At 64.3% G+C, this 22,864-nt stretch carries 28 protein-coding genes; 8 read left to right on the top strand and 20 right to left on the bottom strand.

The features are described 5' to 3' along the window. Positions 1 to 93 precede the first annotated feature (93 nt). The 3 genes from ntrC to dusB are packed head-to-tail and all read right to left on the bottom strand — an operon-like array spanning position 94 to position 3,631. Positions 94 to 1,548, bottom strand: coding sequence for a nitrogen regulation protein NR(I) (gene ntrC, locus GO499_RS06115; protein WP_284154909.1), 1,455 nt, complete (start codon positions 1,546 to 1,548; stop codon positions 94 to 96). Then, entirely contained in the window at positions 1,548 to 2,657 is a 1,110-nt protein-coding gene (locus tag GO499_RS06120; protein WP_161861370.1) for a two-component system sensor histidine kinase NtrB, read from the bottom strand. The genes ntrC and GO499_RS06120 overlap by 1 nt, the downstream gene beginning before the upstream one ends. Continuing rightward, entirely contained in the window at positions 2,654 to 3,631 is a 978-nt protein-coding gene (gene dusB / locus GO499_RS06125; protein WP_161861371.1) for a tRNA dihydrouridine synthase DusB, read from the bottom strand. Before dusB ends, GO499_RS06120 begins: the two co-directional genes overlap by 4 nt. Positions 3,632 to 3,754: 123 nt before the next feature. Between dusB and GO499_RS06130 the strand changes: the two genes are divergently transcribed. The 3 genes from GO499_RS06130 to GO499_RS06140 are packed head-to-tail and all read left to right on the top strand — an operon-like array spanning position 3,755 to position 5,870. Continuing rightward, positions 3,755 to 4,921, top strand: coding sequence for a bifunctional 2-C-methyl-D-erythritol 4-phosphate cytidylyltransferase/2-C-methyl-D-erythritol 2,4-cyclodiphosphate synthase (locus GO499_RS06130; protein WP_161861372.1), 1,167 nt, complete (start codon positions 3,755 to 3,757; stop codon positions 4,919 to 4,921). Next, entirely contained in the window at positions 4,918 to 5,412 is a 495-nt protein-coding gene (locus GO499_RS06135; protein ID WP_161861373.1) for a phosphatidylglycerophosphatase A family protein, read from the top strand. Before GO499_RS06130 ends, GO499_RS06135 begins: the two co-directional genes overlap by 4 nt. Beyond that, positions 5,409 to 5,870: a CinA family protein gene (locus GO499_RS06140; RefSeq protein ID WP_161861374.1), complete on the top strand. Its 462-nt coding sequence runs from the start codon at positions 5,409 to 5,411 to the stop codon at positions 5,868 to 5,870. Before GO499_RS06135 ends, GO499_RS06140 begins: the two co-directional genes overlap by 4 nt. A gap of 111 nt (positions 5,871 to 5,981) precedes the next feature. Here GO499_RS06140 and GO499_RS06145 read toward each other — a convergent pair whose 3' ends face one another. The 15 genes from GO499_RS06145 to GO499_RS06215 form a co-directional block, all read right to left on the bottom strand. Then, on the bottom strand, positions 5,982 to 7,202 hold the full coding sequence (locus tag GO499_RS06145) for a cysteine desulfurase (protein WP_161861375.1): 1,221 nt from the start codon (positions 7,200 to 7,202) through the stop codon (positions 5,982 to 5,984). After that, positions 7,202 to 7,786, bottom strand: a complete 585-nt coding sequence (locus tag GO499_RS06150) for a Yip1 family protein (RefSeq protein ID WP_161861376.1) — start codon at positions 7,784 to 7,786, stop codon at positions 7,202 to 7,204. The genes GO499_RS06145 and GO499_RS06150 overlap by 1 nt, the downstream gene beginning before the upstream one ends. Positions 7,787 to 7,825: 39 nt before the next feature. After that, a complete protein-coding gene (locus tag GO499_RS06155; protein ID WP_161861377.1) occupies positions 7,826 to 8,503 on the bottom strand; it encodes a YIP1 family protein in 678 nt (225 codons plus the stop codon). A 169-nt stretch (positions 8,504 to 8,672) separates the two neighbouring features. Continuing rightward, positions 8,673 to 9,227 (bottom strand): hypothetical protein, encoded by a 555-nt coding sequence (locus GO499_RS06160; RefSeq protein ID WP_161861378.1) that lies wholly within the window; start codon positions 9,225 to 9,227, stop codon positions 8,673 to 8,675. Then, complete coding sequence (locus GO499_RS06165; protein WP_161861379.1) at positions 9,228 to 10,520, bottom strand: SufB/SufD family protein; 1,293 nt, start codon at positions 10,518 to 10,520, stop codon at positions 9,228 to 9,230. Next, entirely contained in the window at positions 10,520 to 11,275 is a 756-nt protein-coding gene (gene sufC / locus GO499_RS06170; RefSeq protein ID WP_161863853.1) for a Fe-S cluster assembly ATPase SufC, read from the bottom strand. The genes GO499_RS06165 and sufC overlap by 1 nt, the downstream gene beginning before the upstream one ends. 1 nt (position 11,276) lies before the next feature. Next, the gene (locus GO499_RS06175) at positions 11,277 to 11,831 is read right to left on the bottom strand and encodes a hypothetical protein (RefSeq protein ID WP_161861380.1); all 555 of its coding nucleotides are present in this window, start codon (positions 11,829 to 11,831) and stop codon (positions 11,277 to 11,279) included. A gap of 3 nt (positions 11,832 to 11,834) precedes the next feature. Then, positions 11,835 to 12,131 carry a hypothetical protein gene (locus tag GO499_RS06180; protein ID WP_161861381.1) on the bottom strand — a complete coding sequence of 99 codons (297 nt, stop codon included), beginning with the start codon at positions 12,129 to 12,131 and terminating at the stop codon, positions 11,835 to 11,837. Next, positions 12,131 to 12,448: a heavy metal-binding domain-containing protein gene (locus GO499_RS06185; protein WP_161861382.1), complete on the bottom strand. Its 318-nt coding sequence runs from the start codon at positions 12,446 to 12,448 to the stop codon at positions 12,131 to 12,133. The genes GO499_RS06180 and GO499_RS06185 overlap by 1 nt, the downstream gene beginning before the upstream one ends. Before the next feature lie 13 nt (positions 12,449 to 12,461). After that, the gene (locus tag GO499_RS06190) at positions 12,462 to 12,818 is read right to left on the bottom strand and encodes a hypothetical protein (protein WP_161861383.1); all 357 of its coding nucleotides are present in this window, start codon (positions 12,816 to 12,818) and stop codon (positions 12,462 to 12,464) included. Then, positions 12,808 to 13,047 carry a hypothetical protein gene (locus GO499_RS06195; RefSeq protein ID WP_161861384.1) on the bottom strand — a complete coding sequence of 80 codons (240 nt, stop codon included), beginning with the start codon at positions 13,045 to 13,047 and terminating at the stop codon, positions 12,808 to 12,810. Before GO499_RS06195 ends, GO499_RS06190 begins: the two co-directional genes overlap by 11 nt. 84 nt (positions 13,048 to 13,131) lie before the next feature. Further along, positions 13,132 to 13,356, bottom strand: coding sequence for an HTH-like domain-containing protein (locus tag GO499_RS06200; protein ID WP_161861385.1), 225 nt, complete (start codon positions 13,354 to 13,356; stop codon positions 13,132 to 13,134). Next, the gene (sufB, locus tag GO499_RS06205) at positions 13,353 to 14,885 is read right to left on the bottom strand and encodes a Fe-S cluster assembly protein SufB (protein WP_161861386.1); all 1,533 of its coding nucleotides are present in this window, start codon (positions 14,883 to 14,885) and stop codon (positions 13,353 to 13,355) included. The genes GO499_RS06200 and sufB overlap by 4 nt, the downstream gene beginning before the upstream one ends. A 71-nt stretch (positions 14,886 to 14,956) precedes the next feature. Continuing rightward, positions 14,957 to 16,096 (bottom strand): cysteine desulfurase family protein, encoded by a 1,140-nt coding sequence (locus GO499_RS06210; protein ID WP_161861387.1) that lies wholly within the window; start codon positions 16,094 to 16,096, stop codon positions 14,957 to 14,959. A gap of 126 nt (positions 16,097 to 16,222) precedes the next feature. After that, positions 16,223 to 16,681 (bottom strand): Rrf2 family transcriptional regulator, encoded by a 459-nt coding sequence (locus GO499_RS06215; protein WP_161861388.1) that lies wholly within the window; start codon positions 16,679 to 16,681, stop codon positions 16,223 to 16,225. Between the two features lie 157 nt (positions 16,682 to 16,838). Here GO499_RS06215 and GO499_RS06220 point away from each other — a divergent pair, with 157 nt between their 5' ends. From GO499_RS06220 to GO499_RS06240, 5 genes are all read left to right on the top strand, one after another. Continuing rightward, complete coding sequence (locus GO499_RS06220) at positions 16,839 to 17,489, top strand: alpha/beta hydrolase (protein WP_161861389.1); 651 nt, start codon at positions 16,839 to 16,841, stop codon at positions 17,487 to 17,489. 210 nt (positions 17,490 to 17,699) lie between these two features. Next, a complete protein-coding gene (gene alr / locus GO499_RS06225; protein WP_161861390.1) occupies positions 17,700 to 18,710 on the top strand; it encodes an alanine racemase in 1,011 nt (336 codons plus the stop codon). A gap of 13 nt (positions 18,711 to 18,723) precedes the next feature. Continuing rightward, positions 18,724 to 19,518, top strand: a complete 795-nt coding sequence (locus GO499_RS06230; RefSeq protein WP_161861391.1) for an MlaE family ABC transporter permease — start codon at positions 18,724 to 18,726, stop codon at positions 19,516 to 19,518. Further along, entirely contained in the window at positions 19,515 to 20,270 is a 756-nt protein-coding gene (locus GO499_RS06235) for an ABC transporter ATP-binding protein (protein ID WP_161861392.1), read from the top strand. Before GO499_RS06230 ends, GO499_RS06235 begins: the two co-directional genes overlap by 4 nt. Before the next feature lie 145 nt (positions 20,271 to 20,415). Continuing rightward, the gene (locus tag GO499_RS06240) at positions 20,416 to 21,561 is read left to right on the top strand and encodes an HPP family protein (RefSeq protein ID WP_161861393.1); all 1,146 of its coding nucleotides are present in this window, start codon (positions 20,416 to 20,418) and stop codon (positions 21,559 to 21,561) included. Between the two features lie 55 nt (positions 21,562 to 21,616). On the opposite strand, the gene GO499_RS06245 is transcribed toward GO499_RS06240, so the two are convergent. Next, complete coding sequence (locus GO499_RS06245; RefSeq protein WP_161861394.1) at positions 21,617 to 22,291, bottom strand: anti-sigma factor; 675 nt, start codon at positions 22,289 to 22,291, stop codon at positions 21,617 to 21,619. Then, positions 22,288 to 22,830 carry a sigma-70 family RNA polymerase sigma factor gene (locus tag GO499_RS06250; RefSeq protein WP_284154910.1) on the bottom strand — a complete coding sequence of 181 codons (543 nt, stop codon included), beginning with the start codon at positions 22,828 to 22,830 and terminating at the stop codon, positions 22,288 to 22,290. Before GO499_RS06250 ends, GO499_RS06245 begins: the two co-directional genes overlap by 4 nt. Positions 22,831 to 22,864: the final 34 nt, after the last annotated feature.

Raw genomic sequence — 22,864 nt, forward strand, 5'->3', positions numbered from 1 at the left:
TTCTCTCAGTCCCCGCCCAACGGAGGACCAGAGCTGAACCGCCGATTGTTGCACGCTCGAAACACGCCTGTTATTTTTATCACTGTGGCGAGTTTACATCATTTTTTTGCCACGTGTTACAGAAATGTCGAGCTCCTGGATCTTTTTTCGCAACGTATTCCGGTTGATCCCGAGCAGGTCGGCGGTTTTCACCTGATTGCCCCGCGTCGCCGACAGCGACAGCGCGATCAGCGGCAGTTCCACCTCCTTCAGGATTCGCTCGTACAGGCCCGATGGCGGCAGGCTGTCGCCATGCAGGTCGAAGTAGCGTTTCAGATGCACCTCGATCGCCTGCCCCAGTCGCTGCCCCTGATCGGGCTGAGGCGCACCGGACGAACTGGGCCGCGCCTTGATCTCCTGCTCCACCACCGTGGCGGAGATGATCTCGTCCGGGCACAACACCGCCAGCCTCCGCATCAGGTTTTCAAGTTCCCGCACGTTGCCGGGCCATTGTTCCTTGCGCAGGATTTCCAGCGCCTCCTTGGAGATCAGGTGCCGCGGCAGCCCTTCCGCCTCCGCCTGGCGCAGGAAATGCCGGGCGAGATCGGGAATGTCGTCGAGCCGGTCGCGCAGCGGCGGCAAACGCACGGGCACGATGTTCAGCCGGTAGAACAGGTCTTCCCGAAACTTGCCCTCGTTCACCAGCGCCCGCAGGTCCTGATGCGTCGCCGCGATGATCCGGGCATCCGCCGTCAGCGTTTCCCGGCCCCCGACGCGCGTGAACTTGCCGTCCTGCAGCACCCGCAACAGCCGCGTCTGTGCATCCAGCGGCATGTCGCCGACCTCGTCGAGAAACAGCGTGCCGCCCCCCGCCTGCTCGAACTTGCCCGCCCCGTCCGGCCCCGGCGTCGCGGCCGTGCCGAACAGTTCCGTCTCGATCATGTCCGGCGGGATCGACGCCATGTTGATCGCCACGAACTGCCCGCCCTTGCGCTGGCCGAAATTGTGCAGGGCCCGCGCCACCAGTTCCTTGCCGGTGCCGCTTTCGCCCGCGATCATCACCCCCAGGTCGGTGATCATCAGCCGCGCCATGATGCGGTAGACTTCCTGCATCGCCGGGCTGCGCCCGATCAGCGGCAGTTTCTGGCTGTCCTCCGCCCGTGCGGCGGCGGCGGCCTCCTCTTCCTGCGGCTGGTACAGGCGGCGCTGGCGGTTCAGGGCCTTGTTCACCTGGCTCAGCACTTCCCGCAGGTCGAACGGTTTCGGCACATATTCGTAGGCGCCGACTTCCGTGGCACGAATGGCCGTCATCACCGTGTTCTGCGCGCTCATCACGATCACCGGCAGGTCCGGCCGCTTGCGCTTGATCGCCGGCAAAATATCCAGCGCATCGCCGTCGGGCATCATCACGTCGGTGACGACGCAGTCGCCTTCGCCTTCCTCGATCCATCGCCACAGCGTTGAAACCGTGCCGGTGGAGCGCACCCGCGCTCCCGCCCGCGTCAGTGCCTGGCTCAAAACCGTCCGGATCGTGCGGTCATCATCCGCAACAATTACTGTACCTTCCATCAGGCGCTCCGCTGCTCAAGTATTTCTTTTGATTTGTTTTCCGACGATGCCGACTGAATCGGCAGCCGCACCCGGAACTCCGTCCGCCCCGGAACGCTCTCGCATTCAATGACGCCGCCGTGGTCCGTCAGAACCTTGGAAACAAGGGACAGGCCCAGCCCCGACCCGTGCGACTTGGAGCTGACAAACGGGTCGAACACGTCACGGATCAGGTTCTCGGGGATGCCGGTGCCGTTGTCGATGACGCTGACGACCAGCGGCAGTTTCTCACTGCGGCCATTGGGAAGCGACAGTTTCACCCCCGGCTGGTAGCCAGTGCGCAGCGTGATCAGCCCACCGACCTCCGGCACCGCCTCGGCGGCGTTCTTCAGAAGGTTCTGGAACACCTGCATCAACTGGTCGGAATCACCGATCGTCGGCGGCAAGGATGGGTCGTATTGCTCACGAAACCGGACATGCCGGGCGAAACCGGCCTGCGCCGCCCGCTTGGCCCTGTCCAGCACATCATGGATGTTCACCTCTTCCCGGTTCAGGGGCCGCAACTCTCCGAACTGCTCCACCCGCTCCACCAATGTCGAGATTCGGGCAGTTTCCTGCTGGATCAAATCCGTCAGTTCCTGATCGTCTTCGCCCACGGACATGGAAAGCAACTGCGCCGCCCCCGATATGCCCGCCAGCGGATTCTTGATCTCATGCGCCAACATCGCCGCCATGCCTGTAACGGACCGGGCCGCCGATCGGTTCGAAAGCGAGCGGTCCATCTGGTCCGCCATGCCCCGCGGGTGCAGCAACAGCAGCAGGCGCCCGAACTCGTCCTGCAACTGGCTCACCCGCAGAGTGAAGGTCTGCACAGGCCGATCACCCCAGCCGATCTCCAGATTGTAGAGCACCACCGAGACGGATCCGCGCCGCGCCTGCGACAACCCCTCCATCACCGGGCTTTCATCGCCCACATATTTACCCAGGGGCTTGCCGAGGATCTGGCGATGCGACATCGCGCAGAACGCCTCCGCCTCCGAATTGCAGGCGATCACCGTATCGTCCCCGTCGACCACGAAGGCCGGGTACGGTATCGCCCCCCATATTTGTTCCAGCGTCAACGCACTCATGCCGCACTCCTCACACACATCAGCGGCACCTTCTGCAGGGCCGCAATTGTTTCCCGCGGGCCCGGCGCGGTCAGAACGACGGTGCGCAGGGCCTTCGGGCAGTCCAGTTCGTCGAGATACCAGCCCAGATGCTTGCGCGCGTTCCTGCACCCAAGTTCCGTGCCGTAGAAAGTCAGCATCGCCTCGTAATGGCCGAGGATCATGTCCAGCAGGTCCCCACCCTGCGGGCGCACCGCTGCCCGGCCGCCGCCCAGCCCCGCAAGGATCTCCGCCAGTGCCCACGGACGCCCCTGCGCCCCGCGCCCGACCATTACGCCATCGGCACCGGAAAGCCGCAGCGCCTCGCGCGCCGTCTCCGTGTCGGTGATGTCGCCATTGGCCACCACCGGTATGCGTACCGCTTCCTTGACGGCACCGATCGCCGCCCAGTCCGCCCGGCCTTTGTAGAACTGGCACCGGGTGCGACCATGGATCGTGATCATCGCGATCCCGGCCGCCTCGGCCCGTGCCGCGATCTCAGGCGCGTTCAGGCAATCGTCGTCCCAGCCCAGCCGGGTTTTCAGCGTCACCGGCACATCCACAGCCGCGACCACCGCCTCGATCAGCCGCAGCGCGTGATCCGGCTGGCGCATAAGCGCCGAACCGGAGTAGCCGTTCGTGACCTTCTTCGCCGGGCAACCCATGTTGATGTCGATGATGGCGGCCCCCTGCCCGGCGCACAGCTTGGCGCATTCCGCCATCCAGTAGGCTTCGCGCCCGGCGATCTGCACCGAAGTACGTCCCTCACCGAAGGCCAGCTCTGCCCGCGCACGCGTCGAGGGCTTGGCCTGAACCATTTCCTGGCTGGCAACCATCTCCGAGACCACAAGGCTGGCGCCGAACCCCTGCACGAGAGTGCGGAATGGCAAATCGGTGATACCTGCCAGCGGGGCAAGCATCACCGGGGGCGTGCGGAATAAATCAACAGGGCTCATGGATTACATGCTTAATATCTGGGCAGGTATCCCAGCAATACCCAAAACGAGGCACAGGGGCAAATTTCTTTAAATTCCGGTTAATTCCTGCCATAGACGTCGCGAAGCAGACACAGGCCCCGCATGACCATCGCCGCCCTCATCGTCGCCGCCGGGCGTGGAACCCGCGCTGGTGGTGAAATTCCCAAACAATACATGGACATCGGCGGCAAACCGGTGCTGGCCCGCACGCTGGAGGCCGTGCTCGCCATTCCGGGTATAGACAGGGTTCAGGTGGTTATCCACCCTGACGACCAGCCCCGTTACGACAAAGCGACGCAGGCGCTGGCCGACCGGCGTATCGCCCCTGCCGTTCCCGGCGGCAAGGACCGGCAGGCTTCCGTTTGCGCCGGGCTGGAGGCTCTGGCTCACCCGTCCGCGCCGACGCAAGTGCTGATTCACGATGCCGCCCGTCCGTTCCTGTCGCCCGATCTGGCTGCCCGCGTGCTGGTGGCTCTGGCCGATGCCCCGGCGGTGCTGCCGGCCCTGCCCATCGTCGATGCCCTCTGGCGGTCCGAGGGTGACATGGCGGCAGTGGCGGTCGACCGGCAGGATCTGTGGCGGGCACAGACGCCGCAGGGTTTCGACTTCGCCACCATTCTCGATCTGCACCGCAATGCCGCGCCCGGCGCCCCGGACGATGTTACCCTCGCCCGCGCCGCCGGCCTGCCGGTTGCCATCGCCCTTGGCGACGGCAATAACTTCAAGATCACCCTGCCGGAGGATTTCGCCCGCGCCGAAACCCTGCTGGCGGCCAAAAGGAGCACGCGCATGGATGTTCGCACCGGCATCGGCTATGACGTTCACGCCTTCGGGCCGGGCGACGCCGTCACCCTCAACGGCGTCACCGTTCCCCATGGCCGTGGCCTCAAGGGCCATTCCGATGCCGACGTGGCGATGCACGCGATCACCGATGCCATCTTCGGGGCGCTCGCCGAAGGCGACATCGGCCAGTGGTTCCCACCATCTGACCCGCAGTGGAAAGGTGCCGCCTCCGACATCTTCCTCGCCAAGGCCGCCGAACGCACAGCCGCCCGTGGCTTCCGCATCAGCCATATCGATTGCACGATCATCTGCGAGCAGCCGAAGATCGGCCCGCACGCCACCGCCATGCGCCGGCGGCTGGCCGAAATTCTGGCCCTTGAGGAGGGGCGCATCTCGGTCAAGGCCACAACCTCCGAACGCCTCGGCTTTACCGGCCGCGAGGAAGGCATCGCCGCCACCGCCACCGCCACGCTGGTGCAGCCATGATGCGCGCCATCGCCACCTTCGCCTATGTCGGCCTCATCCCGGTCGCGCCCGGAACCTTCGGGTCGCTCGCTGCCATCCCTGTTGCCTGGGGACTGCACTGGCTCGGCGGCTTCCCCCTTGTCGTCGCCGCCACTCTGGCGGTTTTCTGGGTAGGCCTCGTCGCCACCCGCGCCGTCACCGCCGGCGCGGCGGAGCATGATCCGGGTTCCATCGTCATCGACGAGGTTGCGGGCCAGTTCATCGCCCTCTGGCCCCTTTCCGCCGGTCTCTGGTTCGCGTCCGTCGCCCCGCATGTCTTTCCCTGGCCGGGCTGGGTGGGCGCCTTCCTGCTCTTCCGCCTGTTCGACATCTGGAAGCCCTGGCCGGTCAGTTGGGCCGACGGCATGCACACGCCGCTCGGCGTCATGCTCGACGACGTCATCGCCGGCCTGATGGCCGCTGTCTGCGTCGCCATCGCTGCCGGTATTTCCCACGGGCTGATGGGCACGTGAGCGCGGAGGCCGTTCTCGCTGCAGCGCGTACGCGCGGCTGGCGGATCGTCGCCGCCGAAAGCTGCACCGGAGGTGGCCTGATGGCCGCCCTCACCGACATTCCCGGCTCGTCCGATGTGGTTGACCGCGGTTTTGTCACCTATTCGAACGCTGCGAAAATGCAAATGCTGGGCGTCCGCGAAGACACGCTCTCGTCGCACGGCGCAGTGTCGGAGGAAACGGCCCGCGAAATGGCCAGCGGCGCCCTCGCCCGTTCCGAAGCGGAGATCGCGGTTTCGATCACCGGCATCGCCGGCCCCGGCGGCTCTGACCACAAGCCGGAAGGCATGGTCTGCTTCGGCCTGGCAACCGCCCAGCAGGTCGTGGCAGAGACATGCCAATTCGGCGCCATCGGTCGGGCGGCGGTGCGCCGGGCGTCGGTGGACCATGCCCTGACCATGCTGCTCGCCCGGCTTTAAGGCAGGGACGCCGGCGCCGAACGGTTTGGCACGGCCTCCAGGCCCGTCACCCCGCGCCGTTCCCGAAGTCAGGCACGCGGATGCAGCCCCGGTCTTTGCCTTTTGCGGATATCAGTCGAACAACTCGTGGCAAAGTTCCAGCGCCTCGACCAGCACATCGACTTCCGCGCGCGTGTTGTAGAGCCCGAAACTGGCGCGACAGGTCGCGGTGACACCGAGATGTTCCATCAGTGGCTGCGCGCAGTGATGGCCGGCCCGGACAGCCACGCCCTTGCGGTCGACGACCGTGGAGATGTCGTGGGCATGGGCCGCGCCCTGCATGGTAAACGAGAAGATCGCCCCCTTGTCCTGCGTCTTGCCCTGCACGTTCAGCCAGTTGAGGCTGCCAAGCCGTGCGACGGCATAGTCGCGCAGGTCGGCTTCGTGGGCGGCAATCGCCTGCATCCCCAGCCCCTGCATGTACTCCAGCGCCGCCCCCAGCCCGATCTGCTGGACGATGCCCGGCGTGCCGGCCTCGAACTTGTGCGGCGGGTCGTTGTAGCTGACGGCGTCGCGGCCCACCTCCCGGATCATGTCGCCGCCCCCCATGAAGGGTCGCATCTCCGCCATCCGCTCACGCCGGATGTAGACCGCGCCGGAGGCAGAGGGGCCATAAAGCTTGTGGCCGGTGATCGCGTAGAAATCGCAACCGAGATCCTGAAGATCGACAGGCATGTGAACCGCCGCCTGGCTGCCATCGACCGCCACCGGAATGCCCCGCTCTGCCGCCTCGGCGCAAATCGTTTTGATGTCGACTACGGTGCCCAGCACGTTGGACATGTGCGTCAGCGTGATCAATTTCGTTCTCGGCGTTATCGCGTCGATCACCGCCTGCGGGTCAAGCGAGCCATCAGCGGCGGTCTCAACCCATTTCAGCACCACGCCCTGCCGTTCCCGCAGAAAGTGCCATGGCACGATGTTCGCGTGATGCTCCATGACCGACAGGATGATCTCGTCTCCCGCCTCCAGCCGCGGCGCCGCCCAGCCGTAGGAGATCAGGTTGAACGCCTCGGTGGTCCCGGTGGTGAAGAGAATTTCATCGGTCGACGGCGCATTGAGAAAACCGCGAATGATTTCCCGTACCGCCTCGTATTTCTCGGTCGCGAGGTTGGAAAGGAAGTGCAAGCCCCTGTGAACATTGGCATATTCTTCGGAATAGGCACGGGTTACCGCGTCGATTACCGCCTGCGGTTTCTGCGCCGAAGCGCCATTGTCCAGATAGACCAGCGGCCGTCCGTGCACCTCGCGCGACAGGATCGGAAAGTCCCTTCGCACCTCTTCGACATCATACATCAGTTCACAGTCCCCGCTGGTGGCAGTCCCGCCATCACAAACACCAAATTGAGCAGGAAAGACAAGGCAAAGAGCCCCGCAAATATCCCGCCAAACACCCGCCAGCCGTTCACGAAGCCGTGCAGTTCGGCGGTGAAGGCCGTCAGCGCCCAAAAGAACCAGATGATCAGGAAAATTCCCACCAGCATCGCCAGCGGTGGCAGCAGGATCGAAGTGACGGAGAAGAACAACTGGATTGCGATCGAGACGATGTTGAACCAGGCGACCAGCGCGATTGCACCCCGAAAATCGCCCCGCCCCCCGAACATCCGTCCGCCGGCCGTCATCAGCACCGCCAGAAGCACCGCGCCGCCAAACTGCAAAAGCGCCAGCAGCAACGGCTGGCCCAGCAGCACGGTGATGATCGTGCGCGGCAGATCATCCGCCGGCTGAAAGGTCAGTGTCGAGACGATGGTGGACACCGCCGCCGTCAGCGCGGCTAGTTGCATGTAGGTGCCGGTTGCAAACGGCCAGCCAAGCACCGCCCGTCCGGCCTCGCGCGGCTTCAAAAGGCTGTCCTTCAACAGCCCCTTCCAATCAATCATCGTCCTCGTACGCCCCCGTGGGGCCGCGCCTGCGGCCGGTTACGCCATTAGGAACGCGGCCGTCAGGCCCGCGATCCCAAGAATGGTGAGGACGATAAAGGAAATGACATTGGACTTGAAGCGCTGCGCTTCCGCCAGGCCCTGGCTGACGATCCACATGAACGGGATCACCCCGATCCAGTACGGCAGCATCGTCACCCATTGGTTGCCAAACACAGGGAAGGAAGGCTTCAGCCACTCCATGCCCACCGTCAGCAGTGCCATCAGGAAGCCGACAGGCGCGGCAACCAGCGCTCCCCAGAAGACGCCGATGCGGGTGTCGCGCCACGTGCCCTGCCCGCCGAAAGCCTTGCTGGCAATGTTCAGGAAGAACGAGAAGACATACATGCAGGTCGTTCGCAACAGCAGTGCCCCGATCAGAACCAGCCCGATGCCCAGCGGAATTTCCTCTTTCATCGCTTCCGGCGGTGCCACCACCGTCTGCATGGCACTGGCGAGGAAGAAGATGATGTCGGACAGCAGCACGAAGAACAGCAGGCGTTGCTCGCTCGGCTGTTCCTCGATCAGGCGGCGCGTCGCCGCCCGCATGTCGCGGAAGCTGGACCAGATGCGCGGCCCGAGGCCAATCCGGTTCTCGGCCTGTTCCGCCAGTTCAAGCTCAAGTTCCTCCAGCGCGGTCAGGCGGCGCTCACCCCCATCCATCACCAAATCGGACATCCCAGTCGCTCCTTCGCTCGGCCTGTGGCGTCGGCCGAATGCTGCTCGCCGCGTCCACGCCTCAACTTCGTTTATTACTCTTTTACTGATTATTGCCCACGCAAACTGCCCGCAAGAATGGGTCGCAATTGTGGCCAAAGAATTAAATTGCTGTGATATCCCCCGAAGTTCAGGATAACACGGCCAGCGCCAGAAAGAAGAGAGAAGGCACAAGAAACGCGAAGATTACTTTCGCGCGATGCCTGAAGTTCTCGGCAACCAGAACGGTTCCGGACAGCAGCCACAGGAAGCCGAGGTAGAGTATTCCGTTCAGCAGCCACAGGTGCACACCAGCCAGCCACGGCCCGGCCAGCGCTCCGAGAATGCCGAGTGGCAGCGCCAGCAGTACCCCCCAGAAAACCGCGTGCCGGGTGCCCGGGCCGGTGCCCGTACCGCCGAACATCCGGGAAATCACCCGAACAAGTGCCGCCAACCCGTAGAGAAACAACGGGAAAATGAAAACAGCGCCAAAAAACGCGGCAATCAGGTAGGCCGAAACCTCGCCCTCACCCGTCTCCGCAATACCGGCACGCGCCTCCGCCAGTGTTCCGGGCAAACCGGAGACAAATCCGGCCAGTCCCGCAACGAAGGCATAGACCAGCAACCGCGGTTCGCCCGGCGGATGCGCGCTGCGCCGGGCGAAATCACCCGGCACATCGCGATAGGCCTCGACGATGGTCTGCACTCAAGCGGTCCGGTGGCGCTCGATCCAGTCGGCAAGCCGTTTGCGGATCATGTTGCCGAGTGCCTCATCCTCAATCTCCTGAATCGACTCGTCGAGGAAGGCCAGCACCAGCATGCCTTCCGCCGCTTCCCGCGGCACACCGCGCGACGTCAGGTAAAACAGCGCATCCTCATCGACAGACCCGACGGTGGAGCCGTGCGAACAGGCGACATCATCGGCATAGATCTCCAGTTCCGGCTTGGCCAGGAACTGGCTGTCGTCGTCCAGCATCAGCCCTTGGCTGATCTGGTAGCCATCGGTCTTCTGGGCATCCGCCTTCACCAGGATCTTGCCCTGAAATACGCCCACGGCCCCGTTGCGGAGCACTTTCTTGAACACCTGCCGGCTCTCGCAGTTCACGGCGTCGTGCGTGACGAACACCGTGTCATCATGGTGGAACGCGCCATCGCCGGCCGCGGCCCCGGCAACATGCGCGGCCGCGTCATCGCCGGTGAATTCCACCACGGCCTCGTTCCGCGTCATCACGCCGTTGACCGACAGGGTGAAGGATTTCAGCGTGCTTTGCGTGCCCAGCCGCGCAAACAGATGCGTCACAACCTTGCGCTCGTGGTCCCGCCCCTGCGAACGCACATGGTGGAAAGCCGCGCCATCGGCAACCTCGGCCTCGATGCAGCCGTTGAACCGCGCCGCACCGGCTCCGGATTCCAGCAGCGTGAACGCTGCCCCCTGCTCCACCTTGATCGCGTGATGAACAACGGCATCGGAATGCGGGTTGGCGTGAACATAACGAATGGAGACCGGGCGCGTCGCCTGACCGGACACCCGGATCGCCACACCCGCTGCCGCCACGGCAGTGTTCAGCGCCGCCAGCGGACGTGGCACAGGGGTCTGGCCACGGGTCTCCAGCACGCCGAACACCTCCTTCGCCCAGTGAATATCCGTCGCCAGCGCCTCGCCCAGCGGCTCGATCTCGACACCGTCCAGCGCCATCACATCGGATTGTTCAGGGTCGAAGACACCATCGACGAACGTGAGCCGCAGGGCATCGACATCCTCGAACACCGGCGACTCCTGCGTGTCGAGCACAGGTGTCTCGGGCTTGTTGGCATCGGTCAGCAGCACCGGGTTGGTGAACTTCCAGTACTCATCGCGGCGCACCGGTGCGCCCATGTTGCGCAGCCGCGCCGCCGCGGCGCTGCGCGCCTCGTCAGCCCATTTCGCCCCGGCCAGCGGGGCCGCGTGACGAGCCAGCAGGTCTTCGGCCCCATCGGTTTTTGCTTGCGGCAAAGCCATCAGGCCACCTCCGCCAGGATGTCCGTGTAACCGTTCTGCTCGACTTCCAGCGCCAGTTCCGGCCCGCCGGATTTGACGATCCGGCCATCGGCCATGATATGCACGACATCGGGTTTAATATGGTCCAGCAGCCGCTGGTAGTGGGTGATCACCAGGAAACCGCGCCCGGCGTCACGCAGCGCATTCACGCCATCGGCCACCAGTTTCATCGCATCCACGTCCAGGCCGCTGTCCGTTTCGTCCATGATGCACATCTTGGGCTGCAGCATCGCCATCTGCAGAATCTCGTTGCGCTTCTTCTCGCCGCCGGAGAAGCCGACGTTCACCGGCCGCTTCAGCATGTCGTCGCTGATCTTCAGGCTCTTGGCCGTCTCGCGCACCAGTTTCAGGAACTCGGCCGCGTTCAGTTCCGCCTCGCCGCGGGCCTTGCGCTGGCCGTTCAGCGCCGTGCGCAGGAAGGTCATGTTGCCGACACCGGGGATCTCCACCGGGTACTGGAACGCGAGGAACAGGCCGAGCGCCGCGCGTTCCTCCGGTTCCAGTTCCAGCAGATCCTCACCGCCCAGCGTCGCCGTGCCATCCGTCACCTCGTAGCCGCCCTTGCCCGACAGCACGTAGGAAAGCGTCGATTTACCAGAGCCGTTGGGGCCCATGATCGCATGCACCTTGCCGGCCTCGACCGTCAGGTCGACACCCTTGAGGATCACCTTGTCCTCTTCTTCCAGCTTCACGTGCAGGTTCTTGATTTCCAACATCTTATTCCGTTCCTTCATTCGTGATCTGCGGCATGCGTGCCGCCATGTTCTCGTCCGTACCCAAGCCCGCCGTGCCGGTTGCCGCCACATCCGCGGGCGCGGCTATACCTTCAGGCAGGGGCAGCAGCGCAAGCCCCATGTCGCGCAACTGTCGTAATTCGTCCCGCTCCCCTACCAGCCTTGCTAGGTTGGGTTCAAGGTCAGGGAAACTCTCCCGCAATTCAGGGGCCTGCGCCAGCATCTGCTGCCCGAAAGGCACCCATGCCAGCGCCCCCAGAACGATGCCGATCAGTGCCGTGCTCCGCAGCAGGATGTAGACGGAGGCGAAGACCAGCAACAACAGAAGCAACCCCGAAACCATGCGCGGAAAGGCATACTGGCCGTGGCGCAACCGCTGGAACTCCTCGCTGATTGCCTGCCATCCGGCGGCAGCCACCTCCGGCCGGTCCAGCAGTACCGCTCCGGCGAAAACGCCGACAACCACGCCCAGCATCAGCATGAACAGCTTGCCGATCAAACCGGGAATGCCACTGCCCCTGCGCTCGATCCGCTCCAAGGGTCAGACCTCCTCACCGCGCGGCGCGGCGGGCATCGCGGTTTCGCGCGCCTGGTCCAGCGCCGGCGTCTTGTCGAACCGGTGTTTGGCCTCCGGGTTGTCCAGTCTGTACCAGCCGAACAGCTTCGCAACCCAATTGTGCAGGTAGTGAAACAGGGTGGAGAAGACGGCCGTCTTGATCAGCGCCTCCAGCAACGCGCCAAAAGTTGTCTGGTTCGGCCCGTCCAGCAGCAGGCTGGACAGGAAGTTGAGGATGAAGAACAGCAGTCCAGCAATGATTGAAGCACCCAGAAACGGCATCACAGACCCTCCACGGCCACGGCGGTTCCCGAGGCGGAAACCATCATCATAGTGTTGATCACGTCGTAGTCGAAATCGACCCCGACAATCGCGTTGGCAGTCTTGGAAACAGCGCGTGTCTCCATCTCATCCAGCGCGATCTGGCGGGCTTTACGAACCTCCCGCTCATAGGCGCGCGAACGACCGCCAAAGAGAAATCTGATCAGGGCAAACAGATCGCGCAAGACGTTCGCGCCGACGATCGCCTCGCCCGCCACTATCCCGTGATAGGCCGAAATCCGGTGCCCCTCCACCGATGGTGTCGTCGTCACGATCATGTTGCGTCTCCCGTCATTCGCCGCCCCGTCCCCGACCGAAACCCGAGAACCGGCCATCGGCCTTTGCCTCTTCCATCTGGCGGGCTCGTTCCCGCGCCTCGATCTCGCGCATCTCCGCCGCCCGCATCGCCTCGCGCCGCTCCAGCCGCGCCTGCAACCGCCGTGTCATCCATGCCGCCAGGGTGCACACCAGCACCAGCCACAACACGACGAGCCAAAGCGGGTTGACACCGGGCAGTGCCGCCAGCAGCAGCCAGCAGAGGATGCTTGCCACCACCAACCCGAACATCACGCCGAAACGTGCCGGATCGAAATGGCTGGGGTTGCCAAGCTGCATCAGCAGCCCTTCCTCGGAGGCGTTACCGCTCATCGCCGCCCTCCCCGTCCGCCGGCCCGAAGCGCCGCCTTACCAGCCACGGCAACAGCAAAAACAGCACCACGCCGGGCAGCATCAGGCCAATCTGCACCAGCATCGAGGACAGCAGCACAGGGTTCATGTACCCGATCAGAACGAAGCCGAGCACATACAGCACGACCCCAAGCCACAATGCCTCCCGTCGCCCCGTCCACGCGCTCCGCTGTGGCGCAAGACGAGTCATTTCGGTCTCGGTCAGATTGCTGTTGCGCTCCACGAAAACGTTAGTCCCTCCAAAGACAACCAGAACAGCATTCTGGCGCTCCTGTCATTTGAGCCTCACATACTTGGCGAGCTTCATGCCTGCCCGAATTTGCGGTCCGAGTTGACGGTCGAGCGCCAACTCGGAAATCTTGTTGATCGACAGGCCGTCCAGACGGTCCGCAAACTCGATCCCGAATAGATGAATGGCGAGCATCTTGTCCCGTTCCGGCGCAGCGTCGTACCGCTCGCGCAGGACCTCAGCGGCCTGATGCTCGGCCCAATCAGTCACCCCACACTACCTTCCAGCGAGATCGCAACCAGCTTCTGTGCTTCCATCGCAAACTCCATCGGCAACGCCTGCAGCACTTCCTTGCAGAACCCGTTGACCACCAGCGCCACGGCCTCCTCCTCATCCATGCCGCGCTGGCGGCAATAGAAGAGCTGGTCGTCATCCACCTTCGATGTCGTCGCCTCATGCTCAACGCGACTCGAATTGTTGCGGCACTCGATATAGGGCACCGTGTGCGCCCCGCATTTGTCGCCGATCAGCAGGCTGTCACACTGCGTGTAGTTCCGGCTCTCCTTGGCCTTGGGGTGCATCGACACCAGCCCGCGATAGGTGTTCTGCGCGCGGCCCGCGGAAATCCCCTTGGAGACGATCCGGCTTTTCGTGCGCTTGCCCAGATGCACCATCTTCGTGCCCGTATCGGCCTGCTGCATGTTGTTGGCGATGGCGATGGAGTAGAACTCGCCCTGGCTGTCATCGCCCCGCAGGATGCAGGAGGGGTATTTCCACGTCACGGCGGAGCCGGTTTCCACCTGCGTCCACATCACCTTCGCGCGGTCCTCGCGGCAATCGGCCCGCTTGGTGACAAAGTTGTAGATCCCGCCCTTGCCGTTCTCGTCGCCCGGATACCAGTTCTGCACGGTGGAATACTTCACCTCCGCATCTTCCAGAATCACGATCTCCACCACCGCGGCATGAAGCTGGTTCTCGTCGCGCATCGGCGCCGTGCAGCCTTCAAGGTAGGACACATAAGAGCCCTTGTCGGCGATGATCAGCGTCCGCTCGAACTGGCCGGTGTTTTCCGCGTTGATGCGGAAATAGGTCGAAAGCTCCATCGGGCAGCGCACGCCCGGCGGCACGTAGACGAAGGAGCCGTCCGAGAACACGGCCGAGTTCAGCGTCGCGTAGAAATTGTCGCTCTGCGGCACGACGGAGCCGAGGTATTTCTTCACCAGTTCAGGGTGTTCCTGAATGGCCTCGGAAATCGAGCAGAAGATCACCCCCGCCCTGGCAAGCTCGTCCTTGAAGGTCGTGCCCACTGAAACACTGTCGAACACGGCATCGACGGCAACCTTGCGGCCCTCGGCAGGCGCTTCATCCGCGCCTTCCACACCCGCAAGGATCATCTGCTCCTTGAGGGGAATGCCGAGCTTCGCGTAGGTCGCCAGAAGCTCCGGGTCCACCTCGTCGAGGCTTTTCGGCTTTTCGCGCATGCTCACCGGCTTGGCGTAATAGTACTGATCCTGAAAGTCGATCTTGGGGTAGTGCACCATCGCCCATGTCGGCTCTTCCATCTGCAACCAGCGCTGATAGGCCTGCAGCCGCCACTCCGTCATCCACTCCGGTTCGCCGTTCTTGTCCGAGATCAGCCGGACGATATCCTCGTTCAGCCCTTTCGGGGCGTAATCCATCTCGATGTCGGAGGACCAGCCATACTTGTAGCGCTCGCCAACGGATTTGACGGCATCCACCGTTTCCTGGTCGACACCCTCTTTCACCTGTACATTCGTCTGCGCGTCCAAAGCCGCCATGTCAGTCTCCTCTCGGGCATTTTCGCCCCGTTGTTCTCTTGCGGGCCGGGCCCGCGATCGGTTCGCTCAGGTCAGGCCGCCCGCGCCTTGAAGCGGCGGTAGGCGGTCGTCCATGCCTGCACGAACCCGAGTATTTCTTCTTTCGTCGTCGCGGGCCCCAGCGAGACGCGAATGGCCGAAGACGCCACCTCGCCGTCGAACCCCATCGCCCGCAAGACCCGGCTTTCCTTCACCTTGCCGCTGGAACAGGCCGAGCCCGCCGAGACGGCATAACCCGCCAGGTCCATCTGCATCACCTGCGTCTCGCCCTTCCATCCCGGGATCGCGAAACACGATGTGTTGGCCAGGCGCGGCACGCCCCTGCCAAAGATAATAAGGTCTTCCGCCGCGGCTTCCAGAGCCTCTTCCAGAATATTCCTGAGCGCCGCCACCCGCTCCCAGACGCCATCCGCCAGATCGCGCCGCGCCGCCTCCGCCGCCGCCCCGAAGCCCGCGATGCCGATCACGTTCTCGGTGCCCGAGCGGCGGCCCATCTCCTGCCCGCCGCCACGAAGCCTCTGGCCGATCTCGCGCCCCGCGCCAACGACCAGCGCACCAACCCCCTTTGCCGCGCCGAACTTGTGCCCCGACACCAGCGCGAACTCCGGCAACAATGCCGGATAGCGGCTCGGCATCTTGCCCAGTTCCTGCACGATATCCATCAGCACCGTCGTGCCCCGCTTGGTTTCCCGAATGGCCGCAATCACGGGCACCAGATCGTGGACGACCCCCGTCTCGCTGTTTGCCGACTGCACGGCGACCATGTCGTCCCACATGCCATCGGCGAAGCTCTGCGAAGGCTTGCCGGGGCTGGAGATCGTGGGACGGATGGCGCCATCCGGCCCGACATCGATTACACACGCCCCGCCGAGGGAGTTGTTCCAGACGAAAACGCAGTCATGCTCCACGGCCGAGGTCGATACCGTCGCGAGATCCGGCTGCGCCATCGCCGCCGCCTCCGTCGCCCCGCTGGTGAACACGATCTCGGAAGCCTCACAGCCCACCAGATCCGCCACCTGCCCGCGGGCCGTCTCGATCAACCCCTTGGCCGCACGCCCCTCGGCATGCACACTCGAAGGATTGCCGAGAACATCCATCGCCGCGATCATCGCCGCCCGCGCCTCTGGCCGCAGCGGCGCCGTCGCGTTCCAGTCGAGATAGACCCGGCTCAACCCTGCCCCCCTTCGCGCGTCACGCCAGACGGGCGTCCGCCATCCCTGGCCGGACCCCGTCCCTCATCTTTCCCCAAATATCCCCGCCGGAGGCATCCGGCGTCCAACACATGCACCGCCGCCGGTCTATTCATCGACCAGCTCCACAAAGGCCGGCACCGCCGGGCACGGCGCCATCGCGTCGCCGACGATATCGGCCAGCCGGGTCTGGTGCAGGAACACGTAGACATGCGCCGAAAGCTGCTCCCACAGCTTGTCGGTCAGCACCGTCGCTTCGGTGGCGTTGATGGCGCCCGAGGCGCCCGCGCCCCGGCTCAGCGCGTCCATCGTCTCGTCGACCGCGCCCAGCACCTCGGAGATGCGGATCTTTTCGGGCGCGCGTGCAAGCCGGTAGCCGCCGCCGGGCCCGCGCACGCTCTCCACGATCTCGGCGCGGCGAAGCTTGACGAACAACTGTTCGAGATAGGCCAGCGAAATGTCCTGCCGCTCGGAGATCTCCGACAGGGCCACCAGCCTGCCGCTGCCTTCCCTGGCCAGATCGGTCAGCGCGATCATGGCGTAACGGCCCTTTGTGCTCAGTTTCATGTCCGCCCCGCCACCCTTATCCAGTTGACGCATCGCGCCACACGTCTTACCTAACCCGGACGTTCAGGGGTGATACGTCCCGGAAATTAGAATGGTTCTAGGTTACCCGAGCGATTCCGTCAAGGAAGCCCCGGCGTGCCGCAGCGAGAGGCCAAAGATGCCCGAAGTGATTTTCCCCGGCCCCGAAGGCCGACTGGAAGGCCGATACCACCCGCAGAAGAACAAGGATGCCCCCGTCGCAATCATCCTGCATCCGCATCCGCAGTTCGGCGGCACGATGAACAACAAGGTCGTCTACAACCTTCACTACGCCTTTCATGAAATGGGCTTTACCGTCCTGCGCTTCAACTTCCGCGGCGTCGGCCGCAGCCAGGGCGAGTATGATCAGGGTGTCGGCGAACTGTCCGATGCCGCCTCAGCGCTCGATTACCTGCAGGCCCTGAACCCCAATGCCAAGGGCTGCTGGGTCGCCGGCTTCTCCTTCGGCGCATGGATCGGCATGCAGCTCCTGATGCGGCGGCCGGAAATCCAGGGCTTCATCTCCGTCGCCCCGCCGGCCAACATGTACGACTTTTCCTTCCTCGCCCCCTGCCCCTCCTCCGGCCTGATCATCAACGGCTCGGGTGACCGGGTGGTCCCGCCAGCGGATATCGTCTCCCTGTCGGACAAGCTGAAGCAGCAGAAGGGCATCACCATCACCCACGAGGTGATCGAGGGCGCCGGCCACTTCTTCGACCCCGGCATGGAGGAAATGATCGGCCACGTCGACGCTTACGTCCGCCGCCGGATGACCGAAACCAGCCGCTGAAGCGCAAGTGGCCGCCGTCTCGCACGGCGGTCCGCGCCGGTGTCCCGCATCGCGTCCATCCTTCCCCGTTCCCACTGGCGCAGCCCGGGTCGTGGCGTCCTGTTGAACAGACCTTCCGGTTTCGCCGCCGCGCCCGCTGCTTGATTGCACGCGCCCCGGTTGCCATTCTCTCCGCCCACCCGCATAAATCCGGAAAAGCAAGAGCAGCCCATGGCCCGTGCCACCCTCACGATTGATCTCGATGCCATCGCCGCCAACTGGCGCGCGCTCGATGCGCTCTCGGCAGCGTCCGTCGAAACCGGCGCGGTCGTCAAGGCGGATGCCTACGGCCTCGGCATCGCCCGTGTCGCCCCCGCGCTGGCAGCCGCAGGTGCCCGCAGCTTCTTCGTGGCGCTGGCGGAGGAAGGTGCCGAACTGCGGCGGATCCTCGGCGCGGGCCCGTCCATCCATATCTTTTCCGGCCACATGCCGGGCGATGCTCCGCTGCTCGCGGCCCACGACCTCATCCCGCTGCTCAACTCCGTCCGACAGGTGAAGCGGCATCGCCAGGCCCTTCCCGGCCGTGCCTACGGGCTGCAACTCAACTCCGGCATGAACCGTCTCGGCATCGAGCCCGGTGCCGTGCCGCCAGGCCTCGCACCCGTGCTCACCATCTCTCACCTCGCCTGTGCCGACACGCCCCATCACCCCGAAAACGCCCGCCAGCGCGCCGCCTTCGCGCCGGAGGGCCGCGCCTCTCTCGCCGCCACTGGCGGCACCCTGCTCGGCGCGGAGTTTCATTGCGATCTCACCCGCCCCGGCATCGGCCTCTATGGCGGATATCCGTTCACCGCGGCGCGACCGGTCGTTGCCCTCGATCTGCCGGTCATCCAGACACGCACCATCGCGGCAGGAGAGACGGTCGGCTATGGTGCCACCTGGCGCGCCACCCGCCCCAGCCGCATCGCAACCGTCTCAGCCGGCTACGCAGACGGCCTGATCCGCGCCATGGGCAACCGTGCCTGCCTCTTCCACGGCACCACCGCCTGCCCGCTTGTCGGCCGCGTGTCGATGGATGTCATCACCGTCGATATTACCGATACGGCGGACCGGCCCGAGAGCCTTTCGATCCTTGGCCCGCAGCAGCGCATCGACACCCTCGCCGAGGCCGCCGGCACGATCGGCTATGAAATCCTGACAAGTCTTGGAACCCGCTACAATCGCGTCTACAAGGGCGGTTGAACAAGGAACTCCCATGCCGATCGCAAACGTATTTCAAGACTTTCTGGCCTCCATCGGGCGGTCCGTACTGGCACTCTGCACTGCCATCGGCCGGCTGGTGCTCTTCGTGGCCGAAACGCTGTCCCACCTCGTCCGCCCGCCGTTCTATCCGCTGGAACTCGGCCAGCAGATCATGCGCATCGGTTACTTCTCGCTGCCCGTGGTCGGCCTCACCGCGCTGTTCACCGGCGCCGCCCTTGCCCTGCAGATCTATGAGGGCGGCTCGCGCTTCAACGCCGTTTCGGTCGTGCCCTCGATCGTCGCCATCGGCATGGTCCGCGAACTCGGCCCCGTGCTCGGCGGGCTGATGGTCGCCGCCCGCGTCTCGTCCTCCGTGGCCGCCGAACTCGGCACCATGAGGGTGACGGAACAAATCGACGCGCTGACGACCCTCTCCACCAACCCGATGAAATACCTCGTCGTTCCCCGCGTCCTCGCCGCCACGCTCACCCTGCCGGTGCTGGTACTGGTCGGCGACATCATTGGCATCATGGGCGGCTTTCTCGTCGGCACCTCGCGGCTGAACCTCAACGCCGCCGCCTACATCCAGAACACGTGGGAGTTTCTGGAGACGGGTGACATCGTCTCCGGCCTCGTCAAGGCTGCCTTCTTCGGCTTCATCGTTGCGATGATGGGCTGCTATCACGGTTACAATTCCGGCCGTGGCGCCCAGGGCGTCGGCCAGGCGACGACCAACGCCGTCGTCTCCGCCGCTATCCTGATCTTCGCCTCCAACTATCTGCTTACGGAGATCTTCTTCGCCTCATGACGACTCCCAAGATCGAACTGAAGAACGTCCACAAGGCCTTCGGGCCGAAAAAGGTGCTGCAAGGCGTCGATCTCGCCGTCGACAAGGGCGAGAGCATGGTCATCATCGGCGGGTCGGGCACCGGCAAATCGGTGACGATCAAATCCGTGCTCGGCATCATCACGCCCGACAGCGGCGAGATCCTGATCGACGGCAAACCGCAGGGTCGCGACCGCGACGCGTTCCTTGCCCAGTTCGGCATGCTGTTTCAGGGCGGTGCGCTGTTTGACAGCCTTACAGTCTGGCAGAACGTCGCCTTCCGGTTGCTGCGCGGTTCACTGAAAAAGCCGAAGGCGGAGGCACGGGAGATCGCCATCGAGAAACTGCGCCGCGTCGGCCTGAAACCCGATGTCGCCGATCTCTTTCCTGCGGAGCTTTCGGGCGGCATGCAAAAGCGCGTCGGCCTCGCCCGCGCCATCGCCGCCGAACCCGACATCATCTTTTTCGACGAACCGACAACGGGGCTCGACCCGATCATGTCTGGCGTCATCAACGAGCTTATCCGCGAAATCGTGGTGGAGATGGGCGCCACGGCCATGACCATCACCCACGATATGAGCTCCGTCCGCGCCATCGCCGACAAGGTCGCGATGATTCACGAAGGTGTCGTGCAGTGGTCCGGCCCGATCAGCCAGCTTGAAACCTCCGGCGATCCCTACCTCGACCAGTTCCTTCACGGCCGCGCCGAAGGCCCGATCGAAGCGGTGCGCTGACTGGCGCGATGCACTGCCGTCGTGCGATGTTCAATCACCGGCTCAGACAGGCTGCGAGTGTCCGCGCAGAAGCGGTCTCCGGACTTCGTATTGAACTTGTCCTCCCGTGCTGAAATCCTGCGCAACGAATGAAGGGGGACAAGTCTTGCATTTCATCAGATCATTCGGGCCCGCTGTCCCCCGCGTTTCGCTGAGCGAAGCATTCCGGGCTGGCGTTGGCGCTCTCACTGGGCTGGGCGTCAGCGGCGTCTTCCTGCTGTCGCCCGAAATCGACGTCAACACCGGCCTGTATCTCGTCGCCCCTTTCGGTGCCAGCGCGGTCCTGTTGTTTGCCGTGCCCAACAGCCCTCTTGCACAACCGTGGTCTGCAATCGTCGGCAATACCGTGGCGGCGGTAATCGGCATTGCCCTGTCCATTGTCATCGCCGATCCCGTTCTGCGGATCCCGCTGGCCGTGGGCCTCTCCATCATGGCGATGATACTCTGCCGTGCCGTCCATCCCCCTGCGGGCGCCGTTGCCATGACCGCTGCCATGAGCCCCGAAGCCGTCGACCATCTGGGTTTCTGGTTCGCGCTGACGCCGGTTGCGACGGGCACCGCAATGCTCGTCGCGCTGGCGATGGTCTACGCAAGGCTGACGCAACGCACTTACCCTTTTCGCCAGTTCGAAGCGGCCGGACAATCGGGGCGCGAGGATCGCAAACCCGTTGAACGCCTTGGTCTGTCCGAAGGCGAATTGACCGAATTGCTGGAACGCTACCGGCAAGCGTTCAACCTTGGCGTCGAGGATCTCGCCCGGTTGATCGGCGCGGCCGAATTGCAGGCGGCCTCTCACGGCATGGGGCCAATGGTCGCCGAGGATTTCATGTCCCGCGATCTGATCACGGTCCGCCCCGACACCCGCTTGGCCGAGGTCGCAGACCTGTTCAGAAACCACAGGTTCAAATCGCTGCCCGTTGTCGGGCCCGATGCAAAGTTCCTCGGCGTCATTTTCCAGATCCACCTGATCAGCGAGGCGAGAAACGACGCCCTGCGGCTGGAACGCGGATTCCTGTCAGCCTTCAAGCGCCTGCTGGACCGCCATCGTGAAAAACCGATCCGCGCAGGCGACATCATGAGTGTCGCCGGGCCAAGAGCGACAACCCAAACGCCGATCGCCGCCTTCATTTCCCTGATGGCGGATGGCACCGTCGACGCCATCCCCGTCCTGAAATCCGGTCAGGTCGTAGGGATCGTCACACAAACGGATATCGTCGCGGCCATGGCGCGGCAAATCGTGCGAACGGAATAACGCCCGCGTGGCCCAGCCGGTCACGCAAACCGGCTGGGCAACGGCCGTTGAAAGGTCAGATCTGTTCCGGCTCGCCCTGTGCCAGCACGTCGCCTGTAGGCAGCCCGGTCGGGGAACCGCCCGGCGGCTCGTCGGAGATGGCGAAGTGGAAGCCCTCGTCGCGCACGTTCAGTGTCGACGGCAGGTCAAAGACAAAGGCCTCGCCCTCCGGCAACACGCCGACGGAGACGGGCGCACCCTGCCCCTCGGCGGCCCACAACTGCAAAGCCCTGCCCGGCACCGGCTCGCCTTCACGCAGGCGCACCGTGATATTGCCCGAGGCGGCGTCATACGTCACCAGCACCCGCAACTCCCCGTCGGCAGAGGCGATCTCGCTCAGGTATCTCGGCGTTTCCGCTGGTTGCAGCAGCAGCAACCCGGCCACAACAGCAGCCAGTCCCGCGGTTGCACCCTGCCAGAGCCAGAGCCGGCTCAGGAACCCGCCACTTGACGCAGGCGCGCCGAACAGGCGCTCTTCCAGCCGGCGCTTGACGGATGCCGCCACCGCTTCCGGCGCGACCTCCTCGGCCAGCACCGCCAGGCGTTCCTGCCATTCGGCCACGTCGGCGCGAAAGCCGGGCATGGCGCGATAGCGCCGCTCCGCCTCGATCAGCTCGTCGCCGTCGAGCAAGCCAAGCGCATACTCCGCCGCCAGTGCCTCGTCGCCTTCGATTTCGTCCTCGATACTCACCTACTCATGCACTCCCGCAAACTGATCAGGCCGCGCCGCAGCCACGTCCGCACCGTGTTGACCGGCATGTCGAACGAACTCGCAAGTTCGGCATAGCTCCAGCCATTCAGGTAGACGGCCTTCACCGCCTCCGCCCGCTGCTCCTCCAGCTCGCCAAGACAGCCGTTCAGGCGCTTGGCATCGGATGCGGCAATCGCCGCGCCTTCCGGCGTCACGCCCGGCGCCGGAAGCACCTCGGCATAATCCGACAGGTCGGCATCCGGTTTCGTCCGCCGCAACCGGTCGATTGCGGTATTGCGCGCGATCGTGATCAGCCACGTCATCGGCGACAGGCCGTTGACCTGGTAGCGGTCGGCGTTCTTCCAGACTTTGACGAATGTATCCTGCATCGCATCCTCGGCGAGTGAGCGTTCCTTCAAGATACGGAGGCACACACCGAATAGTTTCGCAGATGTCGCATCATAAAGCTCGGAAAACGCCGCTCTGTCATGCAGGGCGATCCGCGCGATCAGTTCAGAGATCCTGTCAGGGTTGTTCACGATAGTAGATCCGTCCGTTCTCCGCGGGGTCAGG

The sequence above is a fragment of the Algicella marina genome, assembly GCF_009931615.1.
Taxonomy (GTDB): domain Bacteria; phylum Pseudomonadota; class Alphaproteobacteria; order Rhodobacterales; family Rhodobacteraceae; genus Algicella; species Algicella marina.

Bases quoted from the DNA above. Each gene is read 5' to 3' on its own strand.
- ntrC (WP_284154909.1), bottom strand. From the start codon at position 1,548: ATGGAAGGTACAGTAATTGTTGCGGATGATGACCGCACGATCCGGACG.
- GO499_RS06120 (WP_161861370.1), bottom strand. From the start codon at position 2,657: ATGAGTGCGTTGACGCTGGAACAAATATGGGGGGCGATACCGTACCCG.
- dusB (WP_161861371.1), bottom strand. From the start codon at position 3,631: ATGAGCCCTGTTGATTTATTCCGCACGCCCCCGGTGATGCTTGCCCCG.
- GO499_RS06130 (WP_161861372.1), top strand. From the start codon at position 3,755: ATGACCATCGCCGCCCTCATCGTCGCCGCCGGGCGTGGAACCCGCGCT.
- GO499_RS06135 (WP_161861373.1), top strand. From the start codon at position 4,918: ATGATGCGCGCCATCGCCACCTTCGCCTATGTCGGCCTCATCCCGGTC.
- GO499_RS06145 (WP_161861375.1), bottom strand. From the start codon at position 7,202: ATGTATGATGTCGAAGAGGTGCGAAGGGACTTTCCGATCCTGTCGCGC.
- GO499_RS06150 (WP_161861376.1), bottom strand. From the start codon at position 7,786: ATGATTGATTGGAAGGGGCTGTTGAAGGACAGCCTTTTGAAGCCGCGC.
- GO499_RS06155 (WP_161861377.1), bottom strand. From the start codon at position 8,503: ATGTCCGATTTGGTGATGGATGGGGGTGAGCGCCGCCTGACCGCGCTG.
- GO499_RS06165 (WP_161861379.1), bottom strand. From the start codon at position 10,520: ATGGCTTTGCCGCAAGCAAAAACCGATGGGGCCGAAGACCTGCTGGCT.
- sufC (WP_161863853.1), bottom strand. From the start codon at position 11,275: ATGTTGGAAATCAAGAACCTGCACGTGAAGCTGGAAGAAGAGGACAAG.
- GO499_RS06180 (WP_161861381.1), bottom strand. From the start codon at position 12,131: ATGCCGTTTCTGGGTGCTTCAATCATTGCTGGACTGCTGTTCTTCATC.
- GO499_RS06185 (WP_161861382.1), bottom strand. From the start codon at position 12,448: ATGATCGTGACGACGACACCATCGGTGGAGGGGCACCGGATTTCGGCC.
- GO499_RS06190 (WP_161861383.1), bottom strand. From the start codon at position 12,818: ATGAGCGGTAACGCCTCCGAGGAAGGGCTGCTGATGCAGCTTGGCAAC.
- GO499_RS06195 (WP_161861384.1), bottom strand. From the start codon at position 13,047: ATGACTCGTCTTGCGCCACAGCGGAGCGCGTGGACGGGGCGACGGGAG.
- sufB (WP_161861386.1), bottom strand. From the start codon at position 14,885: ATGGCGGCTTTGGACGCGCAGACGAATGTACAGGTGAAAGAGGGTGTC.
- GO499_RS06215 (WP_161861388.1), bottom strand. From the start codon at position 16,681: ATGAAACTGAGCACAAAGGGCCGTTACGCCATGATCGCGCTGACCGAT.
- GO499_RS06220 (WP_161861389.1), top strand. From the start codon at position 16,839: ATGCCCGAAGTGATTTTCCCCGGCCCCGAAGGCCGACTGGAAGGCCGA.
- alr (WP_161861390.1), top strand. From the start codon at position 17,700: ATGGCCCGTGCCACCCTCACGATTGATCTCGATGCCATCGCCGCCAAC.
- GO499_RS06230 (WP_161861391.1), top strand. From the start codon at position 18,724: ATGCCGATCGCAAACGTATTTCAAGACTTTCTGGCCTCCATCGGGCGG.
- GO499_RS06235 (WP_161861392.1), top strand. From the start codon at position 19,515: ATGACGACTCCCAAGATCGAACTGAAGAACGTCCACAAGGCCTTCGGG.